Origin of the sequence: Paraburkholderia caledonica (genome assembly GCF_000383275.1) — a bacterium.
In the GTDB taxonomy this organism is placed as follows: Bacteria; Pseudomonadota; Gammaproteobacteria; order Burkholderiales; family Burkholderiaceae; genus Paraburkholderia; species Paraburkholderia caledonica.
Window position 1 is genome coordinate 40,839 of the sequence record NZ_KB911051.1, and the last position, 21,857, is coordinate 62,695.

Annotated in this window: 19 protein-coding genes and 2 pseudogenes; 17 read left to right on the forward strand and 4 right to left on the reverse strand. The window is 59.8% G+C overall.

From position 1 onward, the window contains the following. Nucleotides 1-1,205: 1,205 nt before the first annotated feature. Nucleotides 1,206-2,186, reverse strand: a complete 981-nt coding sequence (locus H281_RS0131590; protein ID WP_020071131.1) for a ParB/RepB/Spo0J family partition protein — start codon at nt 2,184-2,186, stop codon at nt 1,206-1,208. Then, nucleotides 2,183-3,391 (reverse strand): ParA family protein, encoded by a 1,209-nt coding sequence (locus H281_RS0131595; RefSeq protein WP_020071132.1) that lies wholly within the window; start codon nt 3,389-3,391, stop codon nt 2,183-2,185. Before H281_RS0131595 ends, H281_RS0131590 begins: the two co-directional genes overlap by 4 nt. Before the next feature lie 806 nt (nt 3,392-4,197). On the opposite strand from H281_RS0131595, the gene H281_RS0131600 reads away from it, so the two are divergent. The 17 genes and pseudogenes from H281_RS0131600 (at nt 4,198) to H281_RS0131685 (ending at nt 20,192) form a co-directional block, all read left to right on the forward strand. Further along, complete coding sequence (locus H281_RS0131600; protein WP_020071133.1) at nt 4,198-5,574, forward strand: replication initiation protein; 1,377 nt, start codon at nt 4,198-4,200, stop codon at nt 5,572-5,574. A gap of 374 nt (nt 5,575-5,948) precedes the next feature. Then, nucleotides 5,949-6,231, forward strand: a pseudogene (locus H281_RS37750) (IS66 family transposase); the annotation flags it as partial. A gap of 238 nt (nt 6,232-6,469) precedes the next feature. Further along, nucleotides 6,470-6,931: an outer membrane lipoprotein gene (locus tag H281_RS0131610; protein WP_020071135.1), complete on the forward strand. Its 462-nt coding sequence runs from the start codon at nt 6,470-6,472 to the stop codon at nt 6,929-6,931. Nucleotides 6,932-7,025: 94 nt separating this feature from the next. Further along, a complete protein-coding gene (locus H281_RS0131615) occupies nt 7,026-7,418 on the forward strand; it encodes a hypothetical protein (RefSeq protein ID WP_020071136.1) in 393 nt (130 codons plus the stop codon). Between the two features lie 8 nt (nt 7,419-7,426). Then, a complete protein-coding gene (locus H281_RS0131620) occupies nt 7,427-7,900 on the forward strand; it encodes a hypothetical protein (RefSeq protein ID WP_020071137.1) in 474 nt (157 codons plus the stop codon). 213 nt (nt 7,901-8,113) lie between these two features. Then, complete coding sequence (locus H281_RS0131630) at nt 8,114-8,521, forward strand: hypothetical protein (protein WP_020071139.1); 408 nt, start codon at nt 8,114-8,116, stop codon at nt 8,519-8,521. A gap of 79 nt (nt 8,522-8,600) precedes the next feature. Further along, on the forward strand, nt 8,601-9,302 hold the full coding sequence (locus tag H281_RS35085) for a hypothetical protein (RefSeq protein ID WP_020071140.1): 702 nt from the start codon (nt 8,601-8,603) through the stop codon (nt 9,300-9,302). Next, nucleotides 9,293-11,098, forward strand: a pseudogene (locus H281_RS35090) (VirB4 family type IV secretion system protein); the annotation flags it as partial. The gene H281_RS35085 and the pseudogene H281_RS35090, both read left to right, overlap by 10 nt. 17 nt (nt 11,099-11,115) lie before the next feature. Next, on the forward strand, nt 11,116-11,850 hold the full coding sequence (locus tag H281_RS0131645) for a type VI secretion protein (protein WP_020071142.1): 735 nt from the start codon (nt 11,116-11,118) through the stop codon (nt 11,848-11,850). 17 nt (nt 11,851-11,867) lie between these two features. Further along, a complete protein-coding gene (locus tag H281_RS0131650) occupies nt 11,868-12,914 on the forward strand; it encodes a type IV secretion system protein (protein ID WP_020071143.1) in 1,047 nt (348 codons plus the stop codon). Next, nucleotides 12,911-15,154, forward strand: a complete 2,244-nt coding sequence (gene traD / locus H281_RS37390) for a conjugative transfer system coupling protein TraD (RefSeq protein WP_241077935.1) — start codon at nt 12,911-12,913, stop codon at nt 15,152-15,154. Before H281_RS0131650 ends, traD begins: the two co-directional genes overlap by 4 nt. Nucleotides 15,155-15,162: 8 nt before the next feature. Next, a complete protein-coding gene (locus H281_RS0131660) occupies nt 15,163-15,681 on the forward strand; it encodes a hypothetical protein (RefSeq protein WP_020071144.1) in 519 nt (172 codons plus the stop codon). Then, nucleotides 15,638-15,922, forward strand: coding sequence for a hypothetical protein (locus H281_RS0131665; RefSeq protein ID WP_027805116.1), 285 nt, complete (start codon nt 15,638-15,640; stop codon nt 15,920-15,922). Before H281_RS0131660 ends, H281_RS0131665 begins: the two co-directional genes overlap by 44 nt. Beyond that, on the forward strand, nt 15,912-16,517 hold the full coding sequence (locus H281_RS0131670) for a DUF4400 domain-containing protein (protein WP_027805117.1): 606 nt from the start codon (nt 15,912-15,914) through the stop codon (nt 16,515-16,517). The genes H281_RS0131665 and H281_RS0131670 overlap by 11 nt, the downstream gene beginning before the upstream one ends. A 356-nt stretch (nt 16,518-16,873) precedes the next feature. Next, entirely contained in the window at nt 16,874-17,743 is an 870-nt protein-coding gene (locus tag H281_RS0131675) for a hypothetical protein (protein ID WP_020071147.1), read from the forward strand. Between the two features lie 12 nt (nt 17,744-17,755). Continuing rightward, nucleotides 17,756-19,447: an ATP-dependent helicase gene (locus tag H281_RS0131680; protein WP_020071148.1), complete on the forward strand. Its 1,692-nt coding sequence runs from the start codon at nt 17,756-17,758 to the stop codon at nt 19,445-19,447. Between the two features lie 16 nt (nt 19,448-19,463). Further along, nucleotides 19,464-20,192: a hypothetical protein gene (locus tag H281_RS0131685; RefSeq protein WP_020071149.1), complete on the forward strand. Its 729-nt coding sequence runs from the start codon at nt 19,464-19,466 to the stop codon at nt 20,190-20,192. A gap of 97 nt (nt 20,193-20,289) precedes the next feature. Here H281_RS0131685 and H281_RS0131690 read toward each other — a convergent pair whose 3' ends face one another. Then, nucleotides 20,290-20,802 carry a hypothetical protein gene (locus H281_RS0131690; RefSeq protein WP_020071150.1) on the reverse strand — a complete coding sequence of 171 codons (513 nt, stop codon included), beginning with the start codon at nt 20,800-20,802 and terminating at the stop codon, nt 20,290-20,292. A gap of 28 nt (nt 20,803-20,830) precedes the next feature. Next, the gene (locus H281_RS0131695) at nt 20,831-21,223 is read right to left on the reverse strand and encodes a bactofilin family protein (protein WP_020071151.1); all 393 of its coding nucleotides are present in this window, start codon (nt 21,221-21,223) and stop codon (nt 20,831-20,833) included. Between the last annotated feature and the right edge of the window lie 634 nt (nt 21,224-21,857).

Genomic DNA, 21,857 nt, shown 5'->3' on the forward strand with positions numbered 1-21,857 from the left:
GGGGTACCGAGGGACCGCTATTAGCCCTCTCATCTTCCCGCCAACAGAACGGGCGTTAAAAAAGCACTAGGAAGATACTGCTCTCTCCTATCACCCAACCCAAAGAATTCGATGGACGAAATGGGCAATGAAACGTCTCATTGCGGGCAAGCTAGGGTTCACGGCCGAGGAAATGAAGATTCTGGTTGGGAGGTCGCCTCACGCGCTCAGACACACGTCTGACACGCGTTCGCAGAGGGACTATCGCCCGATGTCGCCTAACGCATTTGAGGACACTCTTCCCCGCAGACCACAACGATTTACGTACGAGCGGAGAGGCAACGGATGCTGCGGCGCGAGAATCTTTTTCAAAGAGCACAAATGACTGTCGCGTGCGTCGCCTCGGCCTCGGCCGCAAGCGTGGCGGCGGGACAACCCGCGGCGGCGATGTGCCCCCTTCTTTGCGCGCCATCTGTCGCCTGTTGATCGCGAAGTCCCGAAAACAGCGGGGTTGCCACTCCACTACTCTCTTACAGACCGAACTGCTTTGGGTTTTGCTAGCGCGCCGTTGCGAGCCGCGCGCTCGCCGGTCTGAACGAAGGCACCTTGGCAGCCCCTCATCCTGATAGCTAAGTGCCGCGTCAGCGCATGGCAAACCCACGCGCAAATTCAGTATATAAGCCTCGCTCGCATCTTATAAGGAGACGGGCCGTGTCCCCATTGGGGACACGAACTCCCAACGGACCTCGTGCGCAACGGGGCTCGACCGCAGTGGACCAGACTCGACGCTCCGAGCTCCACTCACATTGCCAGCAGTCTGGGGTAGGCGAGGTCGCGCCGCAAGAAGAGGGTGCGCATTCCGTCACTGAACCGCGGGAGGGGAGCGGCATGCCTGACGGCCGTTACGAAACATCTGCAACGCACACCACCGCGCGTTGGTAATGAACCTGCCCGAGCGTGTCGCGAGAGCGACGCTGTTCTATGGAATCTGTTGGTGAGTCCCGCGCAGGCAGGGAGTGCCTCCTGAGGAGGATACGCATGCCCATGCTTAGCTTTTAGGACATCCGAGAGGCCCCGGGAACGGCTTGCCAGTTGGCCGCGCGGTGGGTCGGGCGGGGCATAGTGAGCACGCCGCGTGGCGCTGGCCGTAAAGGGGGCCGTTCGTGTCCCCATTGGGGACACACGGTAAGGATAGGTCCTAAGGTTTCAGCTGAAAACAAGCCATTTCAGTTAGTGTCGTTTTGACTACTCGAAAACAATTCGGTGATCAGGGTTCGGATGCGGCGCTCCTTCTCGTGAGACAACATCCCCGCTTTAATTTTTACGGTAAAGCCGACCGCGTCCTTAGTGATGGAGCCAGCTTGGTTCTTGCCAGAGAAAATCTTCTCGATGCTGCGATCACTGACAGATGCGACTTCCGAACCATCTCCTTCAATGGCTGCTTTGAGCGCTCGCGCGAGTTTCGTCTGATCGAGTTCCCCGCTGACCACCTTTCTCCACAAGTTTCTCGCGATTTCAAATGCTCGCGAATTCTTATCTCGAAGCACCGATACAACAGCCTCTGCGGCGTGTGACCCGATCAGGCGCGGCTGCACATCAAGGTCTTCAATGACAAAATCGGGCAGCTCTCCAAACGCCAAGAATCGGTACAGTTCAGAGCGGGACATCCCCAGAGCCTCGGCCATGCGCTTTCTATTCGGAAATTCCTTTTCCGCGCGCCGTATGGAACGCGCCACTTCATAGTCCGACAGGTCCTCTCTAGCAACGTTTTCAACCAAAGCCAACATTGCCATCTCTTCGTCCGATAGCTCAATGACGACGACCTTGATTACCTCCTTCCCGATCATTCGATGCGCCCGCCAGCGTCGCTCGCCGGCAACGATTTGATAACCTGATCCGGCGCGACGCACCACAATGGGCTGGACTAGCCCTGCTTCTCGTATTGATTCGGCGAGTTGACCGAGCTTGGCCTCGTTGAACACCTGCCTCGGCTGCCAAGGATTTGGGACGATGTCCTTGACCGGCAACTCCGAAGGCGATCCGGACTTTTCCAGCTCAACTATTCGCTGCTGTGCAGCGGCTAGAGCGCCCGCCATCCCCGGCGCAGTACGGGGGCTAGACGGTTTCTCTTGCGGTTCGATGGTGATGTCTTTTGCCGCCCGGACGTCAGCTGTTTTGCTCATCATGCGGTCGCGTAAACTGCTCATTGTCCGGCCCTCCATTGAGCTACATATTGGTCGTCGATCCACTTGCAATAATCCATCAGAGGGGACTTCACTCGTGCAAGGGTTTTGGCCACAGAATCGGCCCGTGACAAGTCGAACACGGTGGAGAACGCCAACGCGCCGTTGCTCATGACAGAACTCGCAGGTACCTCTGTTGTCTGCAACCAATCTCCGTATGCGCGTTGCGCCCACGAGCGCACCACCGGCGCCGACGACGTTGTACCGTAGTCCACGCGCGAAAGGAGAACAGACACAAAGTCATACGTCTTATCGACTTCATGTTCAACGAACCCGTTCGCTACCTCGGCGAACAGCGACCAGAAAGACACCGACGAAATAAAATCAAGGCTTTCAGGGACTAGGGGCATCACCATCGAGTCGGCAGCCATCAGGCCGTTCAGCGTCATATAGGAAAGCGATGGGGCAGTGTCCAGGACTATGTAGTCATACTGCGATCGCAGCGGCTCTATTCCTTTCCGTAAAACGGACCAGAACTCGAACCCCGGATTGCTTTTCTGCGCGGTAGGAAGATGAAACTCTGCGTCATGCAGATAATTGTGCGCTGGGATGACGTCGAGTCCGTCCCAGTAAGTGCTCTGAACCTTGGTAGCAAGTCCTCCCTCGATCGTCGGGTCGTAGATGTAGGGAAGAACAGTATCCTCCCATGTGACGTCCTTTTCCGCATATAGACCACAGAGCTCTGAAAGTGACGCCTGGGGGTCCAGGTCAATCACCAACACCCTTCGGCCTCGCAGGCTGAGGCCTTGCGCGATGCACATTGTTGTCGTGGTTTTGCAGGAGCCTCCCTTGAAGTTCGCCGTTATCAGCACCCGTCCTCTATGCTCACGAGTACCTGTGACCAACGGAGTCTGATAGATATCGGATACCTGCTGCACCCAAGTGCGTACGTCTTTGAGGGAAAAAATCCGAGCGCGCCCGGTGCCTTGTACTTCGCCCGGTGGTAAATCGCCACGATCCTTTGTCGCCAGATAGTTGATCTTCTGACGATCGATTCCACACAATTCCGACAACTCTCCAATTGTGAACACGGGAGGCGTTTTTCTCGGCCGGGGCGCCAAGATCTGGTCGCGCAGTTCGTTGGTCATTACCGACAGCCGTTCAGCAAACTCCCCGAGGTCGGAAAGCTTCACACTTCGGTCAATGCCGGGCAACTCACTCAGTTTCATTCAGTCTTTCCTTTGGGCTGTAGGTGAGCTTCTTCTTCACACTCGCCGCATGATTCTACGGTTTCATAGGGACGCATTGTCGAAGCGTAGAATACCGTCAGTGCCGAAGAATTGCTACCGAATCGCAAGCCGCAGCTACTACCCGAGCGAAATAAAACATCCGTAGATTCAGTCACCTAAGCCGACTTCCTTCATGTTGGCGTGAACCGCTCCTTGACGTGCCGACCAGCGGAACCCTTCAAGCATCACAAAATCCCTCACCATTGAAGCCGAAAAAAGGCTCGAAATCGTGCGGCTTTCCTTTCACGTGCACAATTCACCTCACCGTTGGCGTCACCCCTGCACCTACTCCTTTCCCGTTAGTAGGGCGCAAATGCACTGCAAGTGGCATTGTTCGCGGGTTGCTCGCGTATTACCCATCGCCTAACCGATGCTACGCACCTGATCACCTCTGCTGTCGCGTTGTCGTTAGTATTTCAATAGACAAAAACAAACCCACTACAAACAGTAAATATCCTTACTCTTCCAAATCAATGGGTTATTGCAACAAGGTGAGGCGTTATGTGCTCAAAGTGCTGTGAATTGAGCAGTGAAGTGAGGTACTTTGGTACTCGAAGTGAGGTTGAACGCATGCGATGGTGAGGTTCTCGATCAGGTCGAGGTGAGAGGAAATGTGCACCGACCGGCGCTAGGTGAGGCGTTTTGTGACGTGTTCGTAGCAAGGTGAGGTGGTCTGTGTTGACAGGGCACCTCTGCGCCGGTAGGGTACCGGACGGTCGGAACCATGGACACGAAAGGGAGGCCGCATGGCGACAGCAGGGCACGTGACCACGTCCAAGCAGCTGGCATTGGCCTTATTCGAAGATGCAAACGCCCAAGATCTGCCACTCAACTCCGCGGCTACGGATATTGGATTCGCACGAAAGAACGTCCTTATTCGTATCATCGACCTCGGCGTAGCCGCGCGCCGTCTAATAGACGCGGCGTATTTCATTGTTGCGCAAGAAGAACAACCTCGCGATCTTTACGACGTGGAGTTGGACTATTTCAAATGGCTGATGCGGTATTCGAGCCGAAACAACGCACACCTCGAGCAGGTCATCACCGAGGCACAACGAGCTCTAATTCAAGCCACCACCACGCCGGATGCGGACGGAGATAAGCCCTTCGGATCGGTGCAACTGATAGGGCGAATTTCCTATCAGGGTGGGCGCTTCCAGTTCCGGGTCCCGCCAGACCTCATCGGCATTATAAGAGGCCCGGGCAAGTCTCACTGGCTGAGCTTGCGCATAACTTCGCTATTCACGCTCAGCTACGCTAGGGTCATGTACGATCACCTGTTGCCGTACGCTGATGACGGGGTCACTGACTGGTTTGACCTAGCAGAGTTGCGCTCATGGCAGGGCACGATGGGCGCGAAGGCGCAGGAGTTCAAATACTTCAAGCGGGACTGGCTGACACCAGCTGTGGAGCAGATCAACGAAGTTTCAGATCTGAGGATCTCGTTCGAGACCCGCAACGAATCAGGGTCTCGCAAGATCGGTCGCCTACGGTTTCGGCTCGAAAGAAAAGATCTGGCCGAGCGCGTCTTGCACACCCATGAGCAAGCTCAGGCGCTGTATAGGACCCTGAAGCAGGAGTTTGGGCTGTCTAGCGCTCAACTGAATCAGATAGCGGCGGACCGCGACCAATATACCGACGAGCGTCTTGAGCAGGCCATTGAGCGCACCCGTTTCAGCCTTAAACTCGGCAACATCTCGAAAAGCCCAGCTGGGTTTTTTATGAAGGCGCTGAAGGAACAGTGGATCGTTTCAGACGCAGAGCGCCAGATGGTTCAGATACAGGAGAAACTTGCGCAGACAGAAAGATGGGAGTTGGAACAGAACCAGCAGGTTCAAACACGTATCGCTTTGCGAGTTGCTGCTCAAGACGTCGACGCACAAGATCGAATGGTGGAGGAGCTTCGCCGAGGGTGGGAGGCGTATGAAGCGGCCACAGCTAAACAGCGGGACGACTGGCGACGGACGTACAAAGGGACCCCGGCGGGAAAACTGACGCTGCGGCGCTTAGGGATCGACCCCAGCACGGAACTCTCGGAAGCGTTGGTCCAGAAATACCCCGATCTCAAAGACGGCTTCGCCGGATTTGTGTTTCATAAATCAAAGACCGGCAAAGGGCGCTGACCCAATCGTGGACCTAGCGCCGTAGAAGTGGCTTGTTCACCGCCGACCTCGCGTCTGCCGTGAGGGCGCGCAGTCTCGCTCTAAAAAGCGGTTGATGGTACTGAGCTCAACCGATTAACGATCGCAAGGCTAAGGCCCTGATATGGATATGCCGGCCAACGACCGCATACGCCGAACGTCCGACAAGACCCGGGCCTGTCGCTCGCCGAAATGCCGCAAGTAGCGAGGCGAAACTGTCTAGCAGGGTGGGAAGGGAGAAGGTGCATCAGCACCAGATGGGCGGTAAAAGAACCGTTGAAACGTAGGGCTGACATGTGGCGCTCGTGCGTCAAAGTCGTTGATCGCCCCGTCAGATCAATACGCTCCTGTTCACTCGGCGTGAAGGAAATGTGCCTCTCGTGCAGAGCGCCGTCCGGGTCCTCCCTTCGTTACGCGCGAAGGCGCTTAAGAATGGCCTCGAGCCGGTTACCGGCGACATGGTGGGAGCTGGCTCCTCCGCTACTCGATGCCTTCGAGATCTGGCTGCGCTCGACATTGAGTACGGTGTCGCAAAAGGGCGATACCGCCAAAGCTATCAACTACGAGCCGAATCAGTGGGCGGCGCTCACGCTGTACGTCGATGACGGAGCCGTGGAAATCGATAATAACGCAGCCGAACCCGTGTTCTATTGCGGGCTTTCCGCCTTTGGATCGTGGGCCGCGCATCTGGTTGGCCAACCGGTAGGCAGCAACCCCGAGAGTGGGATCACCGTGGCCGTGGATGAGCGCGATGTTGCGCTGGCCGGGCTGCTCGTCAGTAAGGGCTGGCTCCAGCCCCCGATGCTTGACGACGAAGCACAGGCCGCTATCACGGAGAGACGCGGAGGCTGCCCCTTCATTTCGTTGAGGCAATCAAATGTTCAAGATCATCGTCAGTCTCGTTCTCGCTTCCATGCTTTCCGCTTGCGCAGGTATCGACTTCGGTTCGCCGAATACGTACCAGCGGTATGACGTTCAGCACGCGGGTTCCCTTGAACAGGGAACGGTTCTCCGCACTCGCGCAATCACGATCGAAGCCAGCCAGGACAACTCCGGGCTGACGTCGCTCATCAGCGCTGGTGTCGGGGCTTTCCTTGGCTCGCGCACGATTGGCAACGGCACCGGTCGCTACATCGCCGGCGCCTTGTCCGGAGCCGCATCCGGCTTCATCACGCAGAAGGTTTCGCAGGTTCTTTCGCATCACGCAGGCCTCGAAATCATCGTGCACACGAGCACAGGGCGCGATGTGGTTGTGGCTCAACCCGACGATCAGCAGTTTGCGCCGGGCGATCGCGTTCTCCTCATTTCCACCAACTCGGGTCTGCGCGTTACGCACTGATCCTGTCTCCTTACTTCTCGGGCCGGCATTCGCTGGTCTGTCTCTTCATTGCGAGGCGTCCCCAAAGGGCGCCTCGCTTTTTTTTGAGGTTCGTATGTTGAAACTTCCCAAGGTGTTTTTTGCCGACCGCCGCAGCGCGGGCGCGGCAACGGACGCCGCAGTCACCGATCATGCGACGCGGATGTTGCGCCGCGTCGCGCGGGATCTACGTTTGCGTGCCGGCGATCACGAGATTGTCGCCGAACCGGCTCGTCGCGGTCGCGGCTGCCGCGTCACTCTGCGCACTCTGGCTCTCATGCTGGAAGTCACAGACGCGCCGACGCGTGAGAAGGTTTCTGTTTCGTTCCGTACCCGTCGCGGCCGCCTGGACCTATCAGGTGGTGGCGATAATGCGGTGTCTCTGGAGCAGCTGTCATCCCGCGAGGGCTACGACTCGCTGCTTGGCGGTCTTCGGCTCGCCGGCGGCCTTGACAGCGAACGCCGATAGGAGGGCATATGGAGATCATCGAGATCCGTATCGAATATCCGTCGGGAATGAGCATCACGGATCGTGCAAGTTATCTGGCCGATCCCGGGCACGTCTATCCGTCCGAACGCCTGCAGGCAGTGCTTCGCGAATTTTGCGTCAGCGAAGCACCGCCGGTCGCATCGGCTGTCATTGATGGCGCGAACGTACAGTTGGATAGCAGGACCGACGGTACTTTTGCCATCGGCGCCTCCACGGACGACGGCAGCAACCGGAGCCTTATCGCAATCGCCATTCAACCGTTTTCAATGCCCACGAAGGACCAACGCCAGCAGATTGGCCGCTTCTTACACACTCTTTCCGCTGCGGCTTTCCTTGGCGCAGTCGGGGTGTGGCATTCGACGTCAGTTTGGACTTTCGCTGACATTAAGCTCGAGGCAAGTCTGGTTGGCGCTTTTGTGCTAACTTTCGTTCAGGGCATGATTGCCATCAAAGGAGAATAGGTATGGATATCAGTTTTCTGGTGATCGGCGTAGCAGTTGCCATGTGCGGGCTGAGTTCCCTCATGGAGCACAATGCGCGGAAGGCCAAGCGGGAACGCCATTTTCACGGTTCCTCGCGCTAGGCACCGCATAGCAATCGGGGCGGAGTTCTGCCCCGCCATCTATCAAAGGCTGCACCTTCGGGTGTGGCCTTTTTGCTTTTTATGGCCCTTTATGTCCGAAACACTTGATTTGCCGGTCGCGCTGGCGGCCGCCCCGTTCGATACGGTCGGCGCGACCGTCGGCAGCGTTGTCAAACAGATTTCACGTGCGTTGCGCCGTACCGAGATTGAACCGGAGTGGGTGACTCACGCAAACTTCATCGACGAAGATTGTCCTGACAGGTTTGGCCTTGGGCCGTCCGCGCCGTGGCCTGTCGAGCAGTCAACGCGGCGCGTGAGCCTCGCGGTCGGGCGCGGCAACTCCGAAGGCTGGATCATCGGCGTCGACGTGATCGAGTTGGTCACGGATGGCGAGTCCCAGTTGTGGAAGAGCGTTCCGCTCATCCGCATAAAGTCGCTATCGCGCTCGCAGGCGTGGTCGATAGCGGCGGTGGTGTCGCGCCTGCTCGATATCGACTGAAGAACCTCAATTTTTTTCCCCGATGGGCCAACATCCCATCGGAGACGTTGGCCCTTTTTCATTTGCGGAGCCAACATCAATGTACACACTGTCCATTCCGAATGAGACATTCACCGTCGCAACGCTCGCGGGCATCATCGCCCTGTTCGCTAACGAGCGCGTGAAGGACACGGAAACATCGTCGATATCGTTGTTCAGCGACGGCCTTCCGGCGAGCGTGACGCGATACAACGGCACGCTGGCGATCCGATGTGCCGGTTCGGCCGCCGAGATTGTCAACCGGCTATTCGGCGAAGTGCACGCGTTCTGGCTGTCCGCCTACGGCGAGCAAGCCCGTCCGTGGCAGATTCGCCCGACGCACTGGGACGGACTGTTCGGCCTCTTCGAGTTGGCGCGCGCACCGCACACCTTCCTGACGACCGATCAGATTGACGCAGAAAAAGCGGCCGCGCGAGACGCACGACAATTTTTCAGCCTGTCGTCGTTGTTCCACGAATCGGCAACCGCACGCTTTGGCTTCGGCGCGGGTGGTCCGCCCGTGACGGGCGGGCAGGTGAACGGCCGCCATGAGGTTCATGTCGCCTATGCTCTGCTTCGCAATGAAGACGTCCCCGCGGTGGTCATGGATGATTACCGCGCGATGGAGCAGCCATTCCGCTATGACCTGGAGTGGGCGGTGCCGCTGTTCGACGTACCGGAAGTTCGCGGCCGGCTCTCGGCAAGCAGATGGCAGAGCGTAAGCTCGGTCATGCGCCACGCTAAGCAACCGATTATCCGGTGACGATGCTCGACTCTCACCTGACCGAGAGCGAGATCACGATCGGCGCCGAAATGCTGATGTTCGAATCGGCGTACGGAAAGCGCTTTGCCAAGATCGTGGCCGTCAAGGAATGGATGGGATTCCAGGAGGCGGCGCTTGACGTGTTAGGCGAGGTCGATGCGGAGCTGGACGTTTGCGTGATGTTCCGCTTCCTTGATACGAGCAAGGCGAGCGGGTACGTCGACACGATCCGCAAGTTCTACAAGATGGCCGCGTTCAACCCGTGGGCGATGGTCAAGGCGTATTTTGCAAAGGAAGAACAGAAGAACGACAAGGGACGGGAGACCCTCGCCGAAGAGGCGGAAAACGCTCTCGCGAAGATACAGGCCGAAGGCCAGCAATTCGGTTTCGCCAATGTGTCGGTGGTGGTCTACGGCAACACTGTCCAGGAATGCGAGGACGCGACTCGTGAGGTCGTAGGTCGGATCGGTAACGCCGGCTTCGGCGTCATCATAGAGCGGGACAATCTCTTTGCGGCATGGGCCTCCACCATGCCCGGCCGATGGGACCAGCAGCGGCGGTTGCAGTTTGTCGAGACCGCGACGGTGTCGGACATTGCTCCGGTTCGCAGCGTGGCCGAAGGCAGCGACGTGAACGCATGGCTGACACAGCAGTCCGGCCGGCGCACAGGCCCGCTCACCATGCTTCCGACGCGTCACAAGACTCTGCAACGCGTGAACCTGCATATCCCGGGGGGCGCATCCCATCTGCTCGTGCTGGGCCCAATCGGCATGGGCAAATCGGTCATGCTCAACTTCCTCATGTCGCAGACTGGACGCCACGGTGCACGGCGCGTTCGCTTCGACAAGGACCGCTCCACGCGTATTCCGACCGTGCTCGCCGGCGGGCGCTTCATCGACGCGACTGGGCGTTTTGAGGCGGCCACGTCGGTCAATCCCCTGTCCCTGCTGCACGACAAGAAACACTATCCGTACGTCGCTGAGTGGGTACAGATGGCGATCGAGGACGACACGTTCCGCTGCACGAAGCTGCAGGAGCGGGAGATCTTTGAGGCGGTGGTGACGCTCGGGGACGGCTACGGCCCCGAACTGTGGACGCTGTCGTTCCTCAATACGCTGCTTTCCATTGAGTTGCGCGACCGGCTCGCTGTGTGGACACAGGGCGAGAAGAACGGCCGGTTTTTTGACCACGCCGAAGACGCTTTCGAACTGTCGGACGATATCTCGATCGAGATGGGTGACCTGTTCAACAATTTCCCGGTCGCGGCCGCGCTCTTCATGGACTACGCGTTCTACCGGATCGCGCAGTGGCTCGATGGCAAGCGCTACACCGTAATCGAGGTGGAGGAGGCCGGATTCTTCTTCCAGAACGAGCGCTTCTACAAGCGGCTGGAAGTGTGGGCTGTGACCATCCGGAAGCTGAACGCAACCTTGATGATGGCGACACAGTCGCTCGCCCAGGTCGCGCGAATCGCCGACTTTGAGGTGTTGAAGGAAAACATCCCGAACATCCTCTATCTGCCGAACCCGGATGCGAGGAACAACCTTCATCTCTACCGCGACAAGTTCGGTCTCACGATGAGCCAGATAGACATGGTGGCTAACGCGGTTCCGAACCGCGACTACCTATGGGTGACGCCGACCCAGACCCGAATGCTGCAGGCGAGCTTCCCGAAAGAAACGCTCGCTGTGCTTCGGTCAGATGGGCGCGCACAGGCGGTGTTGGACAAGCACTTCAAGTCCGGTGCGCAGAACTGGAAACAGAATTACCTCGCAGAAATGATGACACTCGACTGACCCGAAGGGGACCAACCATGAAAAAACGATTTGTACGCCTGGCCGCGACCGCCGGCCTGACGTTTTTCGCTTCACAGGCCGCTTATGCGCAGTTGACGGTCATCGATCCGACCAACCTGATCCAGAACACGATTACGGCCTTGAAGGCGATCAAGACCGAGGTCTACCAGGACAGCAACATCGCCTACCAGTACCAGATGATGGCAAACCAGATTCTGCAGGCGACCAACCTCGATCCCACCGCGATGAAAGCGCAGTACGACCAGATCACGGGCGACATCGACAAGTACAAAAAGCTTGCCAGCACCGCAACGGATCTCTATGGCGACCTTCAGGACGGCGGTCAATGGCTGAACCATGTCCAGTCGCTGATCTCGCGATCGGGCAAGTCAAATGCCCAGTGGTTTGCCGACATGGCTTCGCTCTACAACCAGCGCGACAAACAGGCGACGCAGCTTCTGCAGACGGGCAACAGCGTGATGACGCATATCCAGACGCTCGCTAAACGCCGCCAGGATCTGCAGTCCCAGATGGCGCTGACTCCGACCGCCCAGGCAACCGCGGAACTGACCACGCATTACCTCGACATCGTCTCAAGTCAGATGAGCGACATGCTCCAACTGGCTGCGGGAAAGCAGCAGAAAGAGGCACAGCAGGAATCGGCGTCTAACGCGGATGACAAGAACAAGGCGGCATCCGCGAAGGCGTTCCTCGAGCAGCAGGAAGCCGAGCGTGCGGCTTACGGATTCTAGGACGGACGGGCCCGACCATGTGGCATGAATTCAGGCGCATCATCGCCGCCATATTGCTTCCTGTGCTGCTGCTCTGCGCGCCGGCGGCGGCATTCGCCGATGATCCTCAGGTACTTCCCGACGGCACGGTCGTCCCCGGCAACTCGTCGGGCAGCACTGCGACGACAAATGCGAGTTCGTATGTCAAGCCGGGGGAGTTTGCAGCAGGCAGCAAGCAGGCGATGGACCGGATCACAGCGCTGTTCTCGTCGGTGATGAACACAGCCGTGGCAATCAGCGAGCAGATCAAGCCCGAAGCGGACAAGTTCGCAGGAGGGCTTGGCGTTATCACGCTCGTGCTGGCCGCGGTTCGCTTTGCGGCGACGAAAGACCCGGTTATGGCATGGCTGGCAGTCTTCGAAGAGGTCGGCATCCTCGGAATTTTTGCATCGTTCTATATCGAGTTTTCGCAGTTCGGGCCGGGGTTTTACAAATGGTTCCTCACGCTGGCGAACACCATCAGCGGCGCCGACATGTCGAGCTCGCTCAGTATCATTGGCAATGCGGCGGGGCAGATCCTCGATGCGGTCGTGAAGGCCTTTTCCGGCGCCGGATGGACCGCGATTTTCGGGGTGCTTATCGCGGTGGTGCCGCTGCTGTTCGCATGGCTTGTCCTGTCTGTTACCGCCGTCGTATTCGTTTTCTTTATCAACCTCGGCCAGCTGCAGTTCGCGTGCGGCGTTGTCATGGGTCAGATTGCGTTCGCTCTTGGCTTCTCGTCTTTCACGCGGGGCTACTTCAAGACGTGGCTTGACTTCATGATTAGCGCTGGCATGTATGTCGTCGTTGCCGCGATCCTGATGCGCCTCGTGACTCATAGCCTGATTGAGGCGGTTCAGGATGCCGCCGGTAAAGGCTTGACGACTACCGGGGCAAGTGGCTACGTGTTCGACCTCGCCATCTTCGTGTTCCTGGTGTCGTTCGAGATTCCTAAGATCGCGGGTATGTTTGGCGGTGGCGCGAACGCGAGCGGCGCGATGGTCGGCAAGGTCGGCCGGGCGCTTACCGGAGGGCTGATGCCATGAGCGGGCCCACGGCAACCGGCGCGGCAGCATTGCTGGAACAGCACCAGCGTCGTATTGACCTGATCACGCAGTGCGCCAACGAGCCGAACAGGACTGAGTTCGACCGCAAATGGCTCTCGGTACTGCGCGGTTGTGCGACGTGGTTCTCCACGCTCCCGCTTAGCCCCCAGCTTTACCATGACGCCGGCGGGGCGTTTCGCTGCACCATCGAAACGGCCTTCTTCGCGATGCGGCTCGCCAGCGGGCGCAAGTTCGGTACGAACCTGCCTTCGGAACAGCGCAGGCGGATAGAGCCGCAGTACAACTACGCGGTATTCCTCTGCGCAACGTGTTCGAGGCTGGATGAGCCCTACCGGCATTTCCAGATCCTGCGCGACACTGACCGGGTGGAGTGGAATCCGTCGATTCACGGCGGCCTTGAGGCGTGGCTTGGAAATTCGCCTTACCGGATCGTGGTCCGACCGGCTCCGTTGCCTGTCGAGCGGATGCGCACGGGCATGCTTGCGCAGGTGCTGATCGGTTCACAGCTGCTTGCCGGGCTCGATGGCGAAGTGCTCGCGGAGACGTTCGGCGCGATCAATCCGGTTCCACAGCCGCAAGGTATCGAGACGCTTTTGCACAAGGTGGTGCGTGAGGCCGTCAACGTTGCGGACGAGTCGGACAGGAAGGCGCAGCGCGGCGTGTTCGCGCCGGTGAACTATACCGTTCCGTCGGCGGTACAGGTTGCTGCCGAGCTGCAGCCCGTTGTCGCGCCAGCGCACACGCCAGCTTCGCCGTCCCCGTCCCCGTCCCCGTCACCGTCCCCGTCCCCGTCACCGTCCCCGTCACCGTCACCGTCTGCCGGGAGCTCAGTATCGCAAGGTGCTCCGCAGGCGTCGGCATCGGGGGACGCGACCATCGAGGAGCCGTCTGCATCGCCTTCGACGTCCGGGGCGGCCGTCGTGTCAACTCCCATGCAGTCGAGGGAAGTTGTAGGGGGAGCCGGATCCGTGGACCCATCGCCACGGCGCACGGCCCCTTCACCCATGGCCCAAGCGCAGTCGTTGCATGAAGCCATCGGTATCACGCGAGAGCCGGACCCGGTCCCCGCGCCGGCGCAGATCCGCCTGAACCCGATCGAGAACTGGTCGCAGCCCTCGGAAATTCCGAGCCGGATCGCGCAGTTGATGGAGGAGGGGCCATTCCGCGACTTTGCGTTCCTGTTCATCGACCGCGCCGTGAAGGGCGAACTGTATATCGGCGACAAGCCGACTTTGCGCTCCATCCTGAAGTATGCGCAGTCGGGCATCACCACGCTGCTTGAGAAAAGCCTGAGGCGCTTTTTCGTGGAGCAGGGGCTATCGGACTGGGAAGAGCAGGTCGCAACGGAAACGACTCGCCAGGGTGCGCGCAACAACGGTGCCGGGCCGATCGACGCCATGATCGCGCTGTACACCGCGCGGTTTGCGGCGCATGAGCGCGGTCATGAAGCGATCGACGGTTTGATTGCGACGCACGTGCACGACCGCGAGCACTACATGCGCATCATTGCGTCGGCCCTTCCTCTGCTGCAGATGCTCGCCACCGGCGAGACCGGATTGATGCTCGCGCCGAAGGCCGACGACTTCGACGACGAGCGCGAGATCTGGGACATCGACAAGATCATCAAGCAGAAGGCCGTCCTCTATATGGGCCTGGATTCGCTGTCGAACAACATCGTCCAGAAGGCGATCGCATCGATGATCCTTTCCGACGTGGCGGCAGTGTGTGGCTCGATCTATAACTTCTACGATTCGCCACCGGAGGTGGTCCTCATCATCGATGAAATCGCGGAGGCGATCAACGAACAGGTGATCCAGATATTGAACAAGGGTCGGGGCGCCGGCTTCAAGGCGTTCGTCGCCTTTCAGGCACGGGCGGACCTGGAGGCTCGCCTTGGAAATGCAGCGAAGATGTTGCAGGTTTTGGGTAATTTGAATAACCAAATCATTCTACGCTTGGAGGACAGTGATACGGCGCAGTGGTTCTCGGACAAGGTCGGTGAAACCGCCATTCGGAACATGACGATCACTGGCAGCACGAGCACCGGCAGTGAGGCTCACATCGGTGAATTCACCGGCGGGGTTTCCCGTTCGCTACAACTGGAGAAGGCTCCTCTGATTCCCACTGGTCTGATACATAAACTTCCGAACCTGCAGTACTTCATGCGCATCTCGGGCGCAGCTGTGTATCAGGGACGTATTCCAATCCTTCAAGGCTAACCAAACGCATGTCTGCCGTATTCAAAAAAATCATCCGCGACTACAAGCTGTCGTCCCGCCTCATCACGGTATTCACGGTGGCGCCGGAGCTTGAGCTCGCCTGCGCACGTGTGGCCGATTTCATCGGGGAGAAGTTCATCGGCGAGTCGGAGCCGCTCGTCAAGGAGATGCTGGACAGTGGCCTCGCGGCGTACAAACGGACGCGAAAGACGGGGAATCCGCATGTCGCATTCATGCAGGGACTGTTCGCGGGCGCGCATCTGCTTTACGCGCGCCGGTACGTCGCACGCGACGGCGAGCGCTACCACGTCTGGCCGCCGATGCTGGAGCCGGTCACGCAGTTCGAGGCGCGGCACGTGGCGCTCGGCACCGAAATGGTCGACGAGCAATGCCCGGAGTCCATCACGCAGCGTTCCGCTGCTTTCCAGCTAGCGGCTCGCGCACTGACCGGCGAGCATTTCAGGCTCTATTTCGAGGACTATGATGTCGCCCACACTTTTCCTGATAGCGAAGCTGTCGCGGGTTGAGCCGGACGTCGCGCGGCGCGCGATGTCCACCGCGAGAGCACAGGACGAGGTCGACGCGCCGAGGCCCGCTGAATTTTCCAGGGGCAGCGGCGCGATGGTCTACGCGCTGGCCCTGTTCGTCACGCGTCGCCCCCTGCATTTCTGGCTGGGGCTAAGCGGGCTCGTCGCGTTCCCGATCTACATTCTCGCGAGGATCGTCACGAACCTGCTGGAATGGGGTGTCCACACCTATGGCCAGTAGCCGCTTTGTATCCCACATAAAGTGGTGGTTCTTCTTCGTGCCGCTGATAGCGGTACTGGTCATGCCTGCGATACCCGACCGTTCAATGTTTTCGATCAAGGACGAAGAGGTGAATTCCGTTGTCTCCATAGTAGGAGCCGACCGGGCTGACGAGGCCGTAACGCTGACCAACGCCCGTTTCAGGCGCTGGTTTGTGCAGAGCGGTCTCGTGCGGTCCACCATGAACGCGGCCGGCAGCGGAGAAATCAGTGATGGTGGCATGTCGGACCTCGCACAGGCCTGGGTGCACAACTTCTGGCTGGAGATCTACCGCGTTGTGTATCGCGCGACCGTGATGAAGCTGTTCATTCTCGGCACGCTCGTCTTTTGCGTCGCCGCCTTCGTCGACGGTACGGTCCGCCGCAAGATCAAGGCATCGGCCGCGGGCTTCGCGAGCCCTCTGTCGTTCCATCTGGCCGGGCACGGCATCCTGCTCGTATTCGGCGTCTCGTTCGCCGTACTCGTCCTGCCGGTTCCGATCTACGCGCAGTGCTGGATTGCGGTCGCCGCGATCCTGGGCGCGCTTTTGTGGAAAGCGGCCTCGTCGTATCAGTAGAACGACCGGGGAAAGCTATACGGTTTTCTGTAGCTTTCCCAGTTAAGACCGTGAGCCGGCTCGTCCGAGACGTGTTTTTGCGCCCATCAGTTCCTGTCTCGACCCTCCTTCGCTTTCGCACTCGTCAGTCGGTTACACGCCGACCACGAACTCCCTCGCATACCGCAGGCCCCTTCGAACACCGTTGTGCAAAGTGCGCGCTGCGTTCCCGTTCGTCTCTACGAAGCCGTCCAACGATGACCTGACGCGAAAGCGGCTAGAAATCGACCACGTTTTACCCGGCGATCAACGGTTACCGCGCGAACAATAGAGTCCATGCCGCGCGCGGGCGCGTGCACTTACCAAGGGACACAAATATGAGCGCCATCACCGAAGAATCGAAGCCAGACGCCGCCACTGAACCTGTTGAAAAGCCAGCGGGAGTTAACGCGGCCGCGGGAGACGCTACCCCGGTCGGGCCGGCGAGCCTGGTTACCGACGGCGCGGACGGCGGTGAAATCGAGGCCGAACTCCAGCAGATGGAGGAAGCTGCAAACACCCTTCAGAAGGAAGGGATGATCAGCGATTCGGAGGCCGCGGAAAAGCGCGAACAGGTCGCCCGTACGCGAAAGCTGTTTCGCGAACTCTCGCCGGCAGAGCGCGTTGCGATCGTGCAGCGCCGCCGGGAAATCGGCCGCGAGCTGATGAACAGGCAGTTGTCCGGCGCTGCCGTCGTGCAGGCTACCGTGCGGCTGAACCATACCCGTCTCAAACCGCTGTTCGAGCAGTGGTGGCCGTATCTGAACCGCATGAGCATCAACCTGCAGCGCTTCGGGCGATCCACCTTCGGCACCGAAGATCTTGGCACCGTCACCGCCTGGTTTGAAAAACAGGTCGGCGAACTCGAATCCTACGTCGAAGAGCAACTGAACGTAGCGGCCGGCTTCCGCGAGAAGACGGAGGGCAGAATGAAGGAGCAGGGCGACATTGTGTTCGCGCCGACGGTCACGAAGCCTTCGCTCGATATCCAGGTCGAAGCCTACTCGCGTTTCTCCATGCGCGTTCTCTCGCTTCTGCTGAAGTTCGACAAGGTGATGGATCACTTCGACTTCCTGGTCTGGAACGGCGTGCGTGATCAGTCCGACGTGGACGAGGAAACCACCCGCTTCCTGCGCAAGTTCCATCCAGTCGGTGTGCGCGGCTACATGACCCACTTGCGCCTGATGACGACGGTGCGGGGCCGCTAACCGGAGCCTTCAATGCTTGATGGGCTCAATCCGCAGCAGCGCGAGGTGGCGGAACTTCGCCGGCACTGTGTCGCCATTGCATGTCCGGGCGCGGGCAAGACGAAGACTATCGCCGCGAAGGCAGCCTTGCGCCTTGCCGATCCGCGCGCAGTCGTCGGCGCGGTGACATTCAGCAAGGACGCGGCCGTGGAGCTGCGCGACCGGATTCTCGCATTGGCCGGTGCCGGCGCGAGAAGTCGGCTGATCGCTGGGACGTTCCATTCGCTCGCGAACCGACAGCTAGGAAAGCGCGATATTGCGACGGATGGGGACCGCGCAGGTCTTCTCGCGCGGGTGCTTGCAGAGCTTGGGCTTCAATGGAAGGTCGACGAGGTGATTCCCGTCATCGAGCGGATCAAGACCAACTTTGGGCGCGTGGACGCCAACAGTCCCGACGCCCAGCTTTACCATGCCTATCAGGAAGCACTCACGCGCAACGGCAAGATCGACTTTCAGGACATGTTGCGGCTGTCCGTGGCTGGCATGGAAAGCGGGGACATCGAACCGTACGGGTTCACCGATCTGCTTGTTGATGAATTCCAGGATACCGACCCGCTGCAGTATCGTTGGGTCGAGCTTCACGCAAGGGCGGGCGCGAACGTCACGGTTGTCGGTGACGATGACCAGAGCATCTACGGCTTTCGCGCCGCGCTCGGGTTTCGCGGCATGGAGAGCTTCGCGGAATCCTTCAGTGCGCAACGCGTCGTGCTCGGCAGCAATTACCGCTGCCGCGCTGAGATCCTGTCGGCGGCCGACCGGGTCATCCGGAACAACGTCGAGCGCGTGGCGAAGGTGCTGCGGGCCGAACGCGGTGCCGGGGGCGCGATTACCGCGCGCCGCTTTGACGATGAGTACGCGGACGCTGTGGCCGCCGTCGAGCAACTCCAACCCCAACTCGGCGCGGGTAAATCGTGCGCGATTCTCGCGCGCACCAATCGCATTCTCGACCCGATCGAAGCCGTTTGCCGCTCTCACGGCGTGCCTTACTACCGTGCCTCGGGCAGTTCGGTGCTCAACCGGCCTCAGGGCGCGCTGATGTGCAACCTGCTGCTGATAGTCGAAGGTCGCAAGCAGAATGGGCTGGACGCTGTGCTCGGGTACACCGGCATGAGTTCGACGCATCTCAGTGCACTGCACCAGGACATGGGCGCGGAGCTTGTCCAGCGCGCAAAAAAGGACCTCGTCGGTCTCGGCTTGCCGGAGGACACCGCAAGCGCGTATCGCGCCTTCATGAAACGGCTCGCGGAGTGGACGCAGATGTCCGAACGCAAGTTCTATTCGCTGGCGCTCGACGGGGTACTTGAAATGATGATGACCTACGCCCGCGACGATCAGGCAAAGCGCGCGATCCAGGCAACATACGATGTGCTGTCGCGCCTGACGGGGACGTTTGGCGAGCGCATCGAGTATCTGAAACGTGACAACAACAAGCCTGCGGACGGTGCACTGGTGCTCACGACCATGCACAGTTCGAAGGGCCTCGAATGGGATCACGTGTGGATTACTCGCGCCGAGGAAGGCGTCGTTCCCGACGAGAAAGCTACTGAATCGGAGGAGCGTCGGCTTTTCTATGTCGCCATGACGCGCGCCCGGGACACGCTCACCATCGCTACGATCAAGAAGAACCCGGTCTCACGATTCGTCATCGAATCCGAGGTTCGCTGACTCAATGGAGCTGTTAATGCTGAAGCGCCTGTTCGGCGTGCTGGGTCACGTGCCGGCGTCGTCCCTAAGGATCGTCCCGGAAGACGCGCAACAACCGGCGGTAGAACCGCCTGCGCTACATCGGGTGTCCATGCGGGAATTCGACTATGAGCGCGCTAGCGCAGACGCCCAGTGCTACTGGCACTCTGACGGGGAAGACTTCCACTACGCCCTCGGTCGTGACGATTGGGTGCCCCTCGCGGTCGCCGGCTTCTGTCTCACGTCCAGTCGTCAGTGCCTGGCGTGGCTCGACGAGAGCTTGCGGCTGCGCACCGGGGTAAGCCAGGATGTAATCGACGGGTGGCGCCGGGCGAACCAGCCCGTGCTGCAAGCATACGGATCGAGGCTGGACCAGCGGGTTTCCTTCCCTTCGCGGCAACAGGACACCGGTATCGCGGAAACGGACACCGTGCCGTTCATCGCGGTGACGGAAATGGCTGAACTGTTTGCGCTGGCGTGGCAGCGCGCGCACCTCAATTCGCCGTTCGTGTTCCTCGGTAACTCTGCTCCGTATGTGGCCCTCGGCGGCCACCACGTTTTGCGCGCTGTTCGCGATGCCAACGAATACGCATTGGAGCGAACGCTTGAATGGCTCGCACTGTGGCTGGAAGCCCGCGGGCTAACAGTTGATCGGCGCAGGCATGTGGTCCATATGCCCGGTTATCAGGCGCTCTACTATCGTGGGTCCGCGGAGATGTGGGATTAGGTCGACTCGCGCTAGCGTCACAGCCGCCAAAATAAGAAGGGGCGCTCCATGCGGATGCGCCCCTTCTTGCATTGTCCGATACGGCGGTGTGTTTGCGTCAGGGTGATATGACGCGCAGTGTAAGAGTCAGGCGATAGCGGCTGTCCCTGAGCGGCACGTCGACCGTCTGGCCAACCGGAACATCGACGTGAATGTCGTTCTCAGACAGACCGTGCACATCGGGGACCTCCGAGCGGCAGTCTGCGGTGCCTGCCGGATGCATGCCTTCGAGCGTCGTATCACGCGCCGATACGGTCAGTTGCGCCTTACTGGAGTCGATCGTGATGGGCCTGATCAGCAGCGCCCGGCCTACGAACAGGCTCTCACTTCTCGCAGTTCTTGTCGGACCGTCGCCGGCGCAGGTGGCATAGGGCGTGCTGGTTCCGCTGAACAATGCGAAGGGGCTGGCGCCGAACGCCTCTGAAAAGAGCAGATGGCTCGCTACCTGGATCTGCTGGCCGTCCTTCAGCCAGGCAATATCGAGTTCCTGCGGCATCGTTGCAGCGCGTAATTGCGCGGTTACACTGGCTAATCCGATGACTGCAAGCGCGATTGCGAGTTTTCTCTTCAACTGTTTTCTCCGGATCGGAAGTGATTGCTCAGGTGTTGCCGGCGGCCGCACGTGAGAGCTGCTGGACGTTGCTCGAGTTTTCGATCGTCAGTTCGCTTTTGCGCTTGATCTGACCTTCGAGCGTCGCGCGGGGACCCAGCCGGATCGTGCCGTAGTAGTAGACGTTGCCCTTTACGCGTCCGTTGATTTCGAGCACACCTCGCGCGTGTACGTCGCCCTCGACCGTGCCGTCAATCCGCACGTGCTCGCCCTCGACCTGACCTTTCACCATTCCGCCCTGGCCGATGTGAAGCAGCCCCGAGTTCGAGACGACACTGCCATCGACAATGCCGAAACTGCTGAGACCGTGGTCGAGGATGACATTTCCGTGGATCGAAAGTCCGGTGGAAAGCAGCGTTACGTTAAGTGGTTGAGATTTCATGCCGGGACCTCGTCAGAACAGTTGAACATCGCCGGACTTCGCGGCCGGTGCGGTGGGTTGCGCAGGTGGCGCTGCGGGAGCGTCGTGGGTCACTGAAGGAACAGCTTCACGATGTGGCTTGATGTGATGAATTGGACGCAACGCCGGACGGGTAGCCCCAGGCTGCGCACTTTCGGCCTGCGAGGCAGGGTTCGCTGCTGTGTTTGCCGCAACTCGCGCGGCGGCAGGGTCCTGGCGCTGGGCGGGCTGTGTAGCGACGGGTTCTGACGCTTGCGGTGGCGTCTGCGCCGCGGGCACTGTTACGGTTGCACGTGTCGCCCTGATAGGCGAAGCGGCCGCCTGCGTCACTACCGCGGCCTGCGAGTCATGCGCTGGCGCAACCACGACTGGCGTCGGAGCCGAGAGGGCCTTCGGGTCGACATGAGAAAGCGGCGTGCGTCCGCCCGTCATTGCAGTGTCGAGATCGCCGGAGGTCAATGGTCGAGGTGGCGCGGCGTTAACCGGCATGTCAGCGGATGCGGGCTGCTGGGCCACTGCCGGTGCAGACCGGCCGGGGGTCTGCGCGTCGTGCTGGACGTGAGCCGTTGCATGCATCGCCTGCCAGATCCGGGCGGCGCTTACGCCACCCGCACCG

What these genes read in the sequence shown, in the direction of transcription:
- H281_RS0131590 (WP_020071131.1), bottom strand. Translation starts at nt 2,186, where the DNA reads ATGAGCAGTTTACGCGACCGCATGATGAGCAAAACAGCTGACGTCCGG.
- H281_RS0131595 (WP_020071132.1), bottom strand. Translation starts at nt 3,391, where the DNA reads ATGAAACTGAGTGAGTTGCCCGGCATTGACCGAAGTGTGAAGCTTTCC.
- H281_RS0131600 (WP_020071133.1), top strand. Translation starts at nt 4,198, where the DNA reads ATGGCGACAGCAGGGCACGTGACCACGTCCAAGCAGCTGGCATTGGCC.
- H281_RS0131610 (WP_020071135.1), top strand. Translation starts at nt 6,470, where the DNA reads ATGTTCAAGATCATCGTCAGTCTCGTTCTCGCTTCCATGCTTTCCGCT.
- H281_RS0131615 (WP_020071136.1), top strand. Translation starts at nt 7,026, where the DNA reads ATGTTGAAACTTCCCAAGGTGTTTTTTGCCGACCGCCGCAGCGCGGGC.
- H281_RS0131620 (WP_020071137.1), top strand. Translation starts at nt 7,427, where the DNA reads ATGGAGATCATCGAGATCCGTATCGAATATCCGTCGGGAATGAGCATC.
- H281_RS0131630 (WP_020071139.1), top strand. Translation starts at nt 8,114, where the DNA reads ATGTCCGAAACACTTGATTTGCCGGTCGCGCTGGCGGCCGCCCCGTTC.
- H281_RS35085 (WP_020071140.1), top strand. Translation starts at nt 8,601, where the DNA reads ATGTACACACTGTCCATTCCGAATGAGACATTCACCGTCGCAACGCTC.
- H281_RS0131645 (WP_020071142.1), top strand. Translation starts at nt 11,116, where the DNA reads ATGAAAAAACGATTTGTACGCCTGGCCGCGACCGCCGGCCTGACGTTT.
- H281_RS0131650 (WP_020071143.1), top strand. Translation starts at nt 11,868, where the DNA reads ATGTGGCATGAATTCAGGCGCATCATCGCCGCCATATTGCTTCCTGTG.
- traD (WP_241077935.1), top strand. Translation starts at nt 12,911, where the DNA reads ATGAGCGGGCCCACGGCAACCGGCGCGGCAGCATTGCTGGAACAGCAC.
- H281_RS0131660 (WP_020071144.1), top strand. Translation starts at nt 15,163, where the DNA reads ATGTCTGCCGTATTCAAAAAAATCATCCGCGACTACAAGCTGTCGTCC.
- H281_RS0131665 (WP_027805116.1), top strand. Translation starts at nt 15,638, where the DNA reads ATGTCGCCCACACTTTTCCTGATAGCGAAGCTGTCGCGGGTTGAGCCG.
- H281_RS0131670 (WP_027805117.1), top strand. Translation starts at nt 15,912, where the DNA reads ATGGCCAGTAGCCGCTTTGTATCCCACATAAAGTGGTGGTTCTTCTTC.
- H281_RS0131675 (WP_020071147.1), top strand. Translation starts at nt 16,874, where the DNA reads ATGAGCGCCATCACCGAAGAATCGAAGCCAGACGCCGCCACTGAACCT.
- H281_RS0131680 (WP_020071148.1), top strand. Translation starts at nt 17,756, where the DNA reads ATGCTTGATGGGCTCAATCCGCAGCAGCGCGAGGTGGCGGAACTTCGC.
- H281_RS0131685 (WP_020071149.1), top strand. Translation starts at nt 19,464, where the DNA reads ATGCTGAAGCGCCTGTTCGGCGTGCTGGGTCACGTGCCGGCGTCGTCC.
- H281_RS0131695 (WP_020071151.1), bottom strand. Translation starts at nt 21,223, where the DNA reads ATGAAATCTCAACCACTTAACGTAACGCTGCTTTCCACCGGACTTTCG.